At 45.1% G+C, this 1,371-nt stretch carries 2 protein-coding genes; both read right to left on the bottom strand.

All coding sequences use genetic code 11. The features are described from left to right. Nucleotides 1–512, bottom strand: a 512-nt coding sequence (locus tag A3761_RS14460; RefSeq protein WP_231881226.1) for a DUF1698 domain-containing protein, incomplete at its 3' end; no start/stop codon positions are given. A gap of 8 nt (nt 513–520) precedes the next feature. Then, nucleotides 521–1,261, bottom strand: coding sequence for a carboxy-S-adenosyl-L-methionine synthase CmoA (cmoA, locus tag A3761_RS14465; RefSeq protein WP_068513432.1), 741 nt, complete (start codon nt 1,259–1,261; stop codon nt 521–523). Nucleotides 1,262–1,371: the final 110 nt, after the last annotated feature.

The raw sequence follows: 1,371 nt of genomic DNA on the forward strand, positions 1-1,371 counted from the left end.
TATTTCTTTAGAGTCTCGAACTGTAGTAAGAATAAAAAGTTCGGGTCGATCCCAATAACATTTTGTGCGCCTTCGCCCAACATACGCCAGCAGTGATAACCAGAACCGCAGCCTACATCGAGTATAATCCGGTTTTTTAAGGGGGTGATGTGGTCTTTGATACGTTCCCATTTCCAGTCTGATCGCCACTCCGTATCGATATGAACGCCGAATAAGTCATAGGGTCCTTTTCGCCAGGGTATTAAACCTCTAAGTGCTTGTTCAAGCTGTTTAAACGTATCACTATTTAGGCCTTCCTTGCTGTCGGCACCAACACGTGAAGCATCTAGATTGACGATGTCGGAGTTTAAAACTGGCAGAGAATGATAGGCCTCCAACCAACGCTTTAAGTCACCATGAGGCTTTTCTTGAAGCTTATGTTTGAGTAGGGGGATTAAAGTCTCCAACCAGGGTTCGAGCTTGTTGCTGCGCATGAAAGCAAATAAGTCGTCATAGAGAGGGTAGAAATCCATCGTTATACCTAAGCTGCTTTAATCGCTATCAGCGACATAAAGTTGAAACATTGATACCAAAGGTGGGAGTGAGTAAACCCGGCCTCTTTCAAACGCGCTTGATGGGCTTCTAGGGTGTCTGGCATTAGTACCTTTTCAAGGGCGCTTCGCTTTTGGCTCACTTCCAGTTCACTATAGCCGTTTGCGCGTTTAAACAACCAGTGCAGTTCTTCTAGCTCGCTTTGCTCATTTTGATTGTCAAAACAGATCTTTTCGGAAAGAATTAGTACGCCACCCGGCTCCATTGCAGCATAGATATCTTTGAGGAGTTTTAAGCGCAATGCAGGGTCAACAAACTGCAGGGTGAAATTTAACGTCACGACTGAGCAAGGTTGAAACGCCAGCTCTGTGATATCCTTACACACAAGTTCAACGGGAGTTTCTTCGTTATCTATTTTGATATAGTGGTTGCAGCGATCAAGCATCGACTCTGAGTTATCGACGGCGATGAGTTGGCAACTTTTGTCTCTTAAGCCATGGCGCATAGCAAGTGTTGATGCACCTAGGGAACAACCCAGGTCATAACATGCTGAATCGTTCTGAGCGTAGCGCTCAGTGATGAGACCGATCATCGGAATTATCGTGGTGTAACCGGGAACCGAGCGACGGATCATGTCAGGGAAAACTCGGGCAACTGCTTCGTCAAACTTGAAGTCGCCTACGCTATCAAGCGCTTGAGAAAAAATAGTGTCAGGTTTTTGTTCAGTCATTACTTGCTTACCAGTTCTCCACAGCGTACACCGCGATTTTTATAATCGACTAACAAACCCTGCATGCCATCATTTTTATCTGACTGGATAAATAAATAGCCTTGATGACA

Source organism: Oleiphilus sp. HI0123 (genome assembly GCF_001635315.1).

Bases quoted from the DNA above. Each gene is read 5' to 3' on its own strand.
- cmoA (WP_068513432.1), bottom strand. From the start codon at position 1,261: ATGACTGAACAAAAACCTGACACTATTTTTTCTCAAGCGCTTGATAGC.